This is a genomic window from Microcoleus sp. BM001215392, assembly GCF_036700185.1.
In the GTDB taxonomy this organism is placed as follows: domain Bacteria; phylum Cyanobacteriota; class Cyanobacteriia; order Cyanobacteriales; family Microcoleaceae; genus Microcoleus.
In genome coordinates this window covers 1-5,371 of the sequence record NZ_JAUBOJ010000455.1, presented here as the reverse complement: position 1 = coordinate 5,371, position 5,371 = coordinate 1, and the positions used below count along the sequence as shown (strand labels likewise).

The window sequence follows — 5,371 nt, the reverse complement described above, 5'->3', positions numbered from 1 at the left end:
ACTACAAACACCTTAATTGAGTCTAATTTTTGGTTCGAGCGTTCGGAATGCAAGTCCTTCCAAATTCTGAGGACTAAACTCCTCACTACAAACACCTTAATTGAGGCTAATTTATCGGACACGATCTAATTGGCAATTGTTTCATCTTCCTTCTTCTTCAACATCCATCCGTTAAATCCGTTAAATCGGTTGCCGAACCAACTTCACCTCTTCCCCATCAAAAAAGATGTAACTTCGACATAGGCTTTAGCGGCCGTTTCAGGAGTTTTTTGAGCAATGAGCTGTCGCGAACGTTCTCCCATCGACTCAATCAAATCAGGATTATCTAAAAAAACTTGCATTTTATCCGCCAACTCTCTCGCATTGCTAGGATCGAAAATATAACCGTTTTCCCCCGACACAACTAACTCGCAAGAAGCCGCACCGTTAGAACATAATATCGGTTTGCCAAACACCATCGCTTCGGGTACCACCATACCCCAGACATCCTCAAAAGTTGGAAATACAAAAATATCAGCAAGCTGAAAATAAGCTCCCAGATTGCCGTAGTCCACCCATCCCACCCAGTTTACCCGATCGCCAAAACCTGCCTCTTGTACAAAAGCTTGTAATTCCTCTTGGCGATCGCCCTTACCCACAATCAATAAACTATAATCAGAATATCCCTGCTGTTCCAAAAGAGCGCAAGCCTCCAAAAGCGTCTTAATTCCCTTGCGAGCCGTAATCCGTCCCACATACAAAAAAACTGGCTTTTTTAAATCCAAACTTGGCAAATCTTGAGATGCCAAAGGTTTGAGAAGCGCCGCCGCATCCGGAACCAAATAAGTCCTCGTAAACACCTTATTTTCAGGTACATTCAGCACCTCAACCAAATATCTCTTCCCCGCAGCGCTGTTAGAAACAAAAGCATCAGCAAACCGACCTAATATCCGCCTTACCACCGTCCGAAAACTCGAATCTCGAAAATCAGTATTCGGCGAACTTCCGTCATAAATAATCGCAACTCGCCACTGACAAAGCGGCTTAAACATAATTACCAAGACAGTCCACAGAGAAAAAGCTTGCGGAAACACCACATCAGGTCTAAATTTTAGCAAATGACCGATAATACTAGGCGACACTGCAATAAAACCGCGATCGTAACCTGTTTCGATCTTTTGGGTTTCAATAAACTTAGTCTTTCCCACCAACTGAATAGCCGATGCTCCCGGCAGCGCCGGATCGAACCCCGGCCAAACACGACCGGTATAAAATACAGTATGCTTAAAAATTTTCGTAAATTCTCTCAAAACAGGCTGCCAGTAAGCTCCCAATTCCACTTCCGGGACAAGCCAAGCAATGCGAAGTTCATCCATGCGGTTCACCTTTAGTTATAGCAACGACAAGGAAGGTGGCCGTGTTGCCAAAAATCTTCCCCATTTCCTGTGCTGGCAAAAATAATATTAGCCGCGATACCCTACAGGGCCTCGGCGGATTGAGGTCAAAATCAACCTCACATACGGTAACAGCCAATATATCGGCCACAATATATTTGTGTGTCGCTGTACCAGCACTTTCGACTCTTTTGGCCCATAACCTTTGGGTTGCAGTACCTTTTTAAATCGATCGAGCAAACTCATGTTCGGGTCTTCCCAGCAGTTACCCTCGGGCGGGTTAGTCGAGCAGGTTCCCACGTATCCGGGAACCACCCAAACTGTACAATTTTGTTGCACCGATCGCAAACCGTAGTCAATATCGCCCATGCTGTGAATAAATGCGGGGTCTAGGTTTCCCACTACTTCAGCTACAGATCGCGGCATTAAAACGCAATTACCGTTCATAGTATCGCACTGCTGAGGTTCTGCGATCGGCTCCAAGAGGCGAAAATGCAAAGGATGCCACCAGCTAGTGCGCAACCAGCCTCCATAAGTCAGCGCCCCAGTTACCTCATCGCGAGTCGAACCCACCGCAATCGCTCGCGTGTGACCCGGAGCATCGGCCAAGCTGCGGGAAGTTGCCAGCATAGTATTCAAAGCGGACGGTTCCAGTACAGTATCATCGTTGAGCCATAAGTAATAGTCATAATCCTGCTTCATCGCTTCAGCAAATCCTTGCCGCATTCCCCCATTCCAAAACAAATTTCCATCTCCGCCGAGCAACTTAACCTGCGGATAAGTCTCGCGCACAGCTTCAGGAGTACCGTCAGTGCTGGCATCGTCCACTAAATACACCACCAGCAATACATCTGCTGGCAGCACTTGATTGAAGAGCGCCGCGAGACTAGCTAAGGTCTTTGGCTTGCGGTTGTGGCAAGTTATGATTGTTGCTATCGTGCTGTGTGGTTTCATCAATCTATAATAGTGTCATTCAATATTATTGTAGTCTGGAAAAAATTATGAGGCAAATCCTCAAAAAAATCGCCTATACAATGCTCAAGCCTTTGGGATTCGATGTCCCGCGAAAAGGCATGAGAACATCTATGTACGGTGTGCTCGATCAGTTCATCAAGTTGGGTTTTCAACCAGAAACGATTCTAGATGTCGGCGTTGCCTACGGAACTTTTGAATTGTACGAAAAATTTCCCGAAACCAACTTCTTGCTCGTAGAGCCTTTGAGCGAATACGAGAAAAATTTAAAAGAAATTTGTCAAAAATACAAAGCTCAGTATATCATGGCTGGCGCCGGCGCTCAAGCCGGAAATATTACGATTAACGTTCACCCTCAACTTTACGGTTCTTCTACTCTCAACGAGTCAGAAGGCAGTCTGGCAGACGGTATTCCCCGAGAAATCCCCCTAGTTGTCCTCGATGATGTCTGCCGAGAAAAAAACTTAAAAGCGCCTTATTTATTGAAGGTGGACGTGCAGGGCGCCGAGTTGAATGTTTTAGACGGCTGTCGCAAATTGCTTGAGGATACTGAAGTAGTAATACTGGAAGTATCCCTGTTTCAATTCTTTGTTGGAGGCCCGCAATTATACGATGTTGTCAGTTACATGAAAGAGCGGGGATTTGTCACTTACGATATTTTTGGCGGTTACATCCGCCCTCTCGATGGAGCTTTGGCTCAAGTAGACATGGTTTTTGTTAAAGAAAACGGACAATTTAGAAAGTCTAATTTCTTTGCGACAGCAGAGCAGCGGAAACAGTTGGTTTAATTGGCTGCACCGTGGGCGGCGCCCTCAAGTTCGGAAAACAGCGACAAGTAGCGGCGAGCTTGTATCTCTGAGCTGAATTCTTGTTCGACTTTCTGGCGCGCCCTGGTACAAAGTTGTTGGTGTCGATCGCGATTTTCCAGTACCCATGCAATACCTGTAGCTAAATCTTCTGTTTCATAAGGTTTAGCTAAATAGCCATTAGAGCAGTGCTCGATCAGATCCGGCATTCCCCCGATCTTGAATCCGACGCTGGGAATGCCGCAGGCTGCCGCTTCCATCACCGTATTCGGCAAATTATCGTAAATAGAAGGGGCGACGAAGACATCTGCTGCTGCATAAACTGTTGCGAGGGAGATATCATCTGCTAGATTACCCAAATAGTGAGCATTAAAACCCAGTTCAACGGCATTTTCCGGTTGAGAAGAACCAAAAACCAGCAGCTCTATCCGATCTTTCCAGCCAGATTTGGTCAGGCTTTGCAAAGCAGATACTAGCAGATTAAATCCTTTCCAGCGATTGCTAGTTCCCCCTGCAATTCCAAACAGTACAATTTGTTTGTCTTTAGGTAAATTCAGGATTTCTCGCGCCCATTGACTCTTTATGGGTTTGTACTTTTGAATATCGATGCCGTAAGGAATTACCTCAACTCGATAATCTTTGAACAAAGAACTAGAACTCGCGCATTTAGCCAACCAAGCACTAGGGCTAACCACAGTTAGGTCAATATTTTTCCAAGCTTTCGCTTTCCGCTCCCACACCCAACGCGACAGATCCGCATCTTTGCTGCTGTGCAGTTGCGGACAGCTACCGCAAGATTCAGTGTAGCGATCGCACTCTTCGCTGTAATGACACCCACCCGTAAAAGACCACATATCGTGGAGCGTCCAGACTAGGGGTCGATTAAACTTCCGAACACTTTCTACTTGCATATAACCCCCGCAAACCCAGTGCAGGTTAATAATATCAGGTTGGATTTTGGCAACTTTAGCAGCTAGGGAATCTGGCAACCATTGGGGAGAAAATATCACAGGATTTCTCTGAGGGTAAAGTCGCAATGGCGAGTTAGATATAGTTGAAACAATTTTATCAAACTTATTTGCAATGCCCGGCTCTGACAAGATGACATTTGGATCGCCACTTTTCTTATTTTTCACCAGCATTTGCGAAGACACGCCAATTCCATGCAAACCTTGGTGCAGTCTATAAGCAGCGCGGGCTGCACCGCCGACCGTATCAGAACTATTGAGAATTACAACCTTCATCTCCCCTGCCTATCCTCTAGATTTATCTCTGATTTTACTGGGTTTTTTTCAACAGTTTATGAACTTTTTTTTGCACCTTCTTTAGCAGCGGCGGATCGTAATCATACAAAGTATTTTGAGTGAAATTATCTGCTTGCGTGTCCCTAATTGCAAAGGGCGGGTGTTTCATCGGAAATGTTATAGCCTCGGCAACCATATTATTGTATGGACTGCTGACATCCGCCGTGTGGGTTCCTCCCATACCGTGTCCAATGTTAGAAGCTAAATTGACATTAGCCAGAATATTCATACCATTTTGAATAAAGCTAGCAAATGCCCACTGGAAATCCCAAGTATCTATTTTTCCCTCATAACAAAGCTGAAAAATATTTGTCCACACTTTTACAGCTTGCGCGTCTGGCAGTACATCAGCCAAAAAATTACCATCGCGAATTTCCGGCCACAGCTTCATGTCTAAATCGTAGTGCTGCCAAGCTCGCCTCCAACTCGCCCAAGTCCAGCAGTGATTGTAGCGAGAAAAGTAGTAACTGTAATCAGTTCTTTTTCGCCCGAACTGAACATTTTGACCAGAGATTGACATGATCCGCCGATCGTCTCGGTAGCGATCGAGCAATTCTTCGGCAAAACGGAAAAACGTCGGATCTGGTAAACAATCATCCTCAATAATAATCGCTTCTTCCACGCGATCGAACACCCAATCTATACCGCTAGACACCCGCCGCCGGCAGCCCAGATTCACGTCAGCGTAATTTTTTAACACTTCGCAATCCCAATCTACTCGCTCCACAATCGCACGAGCTAAATCGCAATCTTGCTCTTCCCCCGGTTTATTTGCACGGGGCCCGTCAGCCACTACTAAAAGTTTCGGCGGCTTAACTTTGCGAATTTCTGCAAACACCCTTTCGGTTTCTGCGGGGCGTTTAAAAATAATCAAAGCTACAGGGGTTTTCAATTGCCAATCGGGCATTTACTTACT

Annotated in this window: 5 protein-coding genes; 1 reads left to right on the top strand and 4 read right to left on the bottom strand. The window is 45.6% G+C overall.

Going from position 1 to position 5,371, the window contains the following annotated elements; translation table 11 throughout:
* Nucleotides 1-203 precede the first annotated feature (203 nt).
* Both QT974_RS30550 and QT974_RS30545 read right to left on the bottom strand, forming a co-directional pair.
* Nucleotides 204-1,355: a glycosyltransferase family 4 protein gene (locus QT974_RS30550; RefSeq protein WP_333472131.1), complete on the bottom strand. Its 1,152-nt coding sequence runs from the start codon at nt 1,353-1,355 to the stop codon at nt 204-206.
* 87 nt (nt 1,356-1,442) lie between these two features.
* On the bottom strand, nt 1,443-2,327 hold the full coding sequence (locus QT974_RS30545; protein ID WP_333472130.1) for a glycosyltransferase family 2 protein: 885 nt from the start codon (nt 2,325-2,327) through the stop codon (nt 1,443-1,445).
* A 47-nt stretch (nt 2,328-2,374) separates the two neighbouring features.
* On the opposite strand from QT974_RS30545, the gene QT974_RS30540 reads away from it, so the two are divergent.
* The gene (locus tag QT974_RS30540; protein WP_333472129.1) at nt 2,375-3,133 is read left to right on the top strand and encodes an FkbM family methyltransferase; all 759 of its coding nucleotides are present in this window, start codon (nt 2,375-2,377) and stop codon (nt 3,131-3,133) included.
* Here QT974_RS30540 and QT974_RS30535 read toward each other — a convergent pair.
* Both QT974_RS30535 and QT974_RS30530 read right to left on the bottom strand, forming a co-directional pair.
* Nucleotides 3,130-4,395 (bottom strand): glycosyltransferase family 4 protein, encoded by a 1,266-nt coding sequence (locus tag QT974_RS30535; protein WP_333472128.1) that lies wholly within the window; start codon nt 4,393-4,395, stop codon nt 3,130-3,132. The genes QT974_RS30540 and QT974_RS30535 overlap by 4 nt on opposite strands.
* Before the next feature lie 34 nt (nt 4,396-4,429).
* Nucleotides 4,430-5,362 carry a glycosyltransferase family 2 protein gene (locus QT974_RS30530; RefSeq protein ID WP_333472127.1) on the bottom strand — a complete coding sequence of 311 codons (933 nt, stop codon included), beginning with the start codon at nt 5,360-5,362 and terminating at the stop codon, nt 4,430-4,432.
* Nucleotides 5,363-5,371 lie beyond the last annotated feature (9 nt).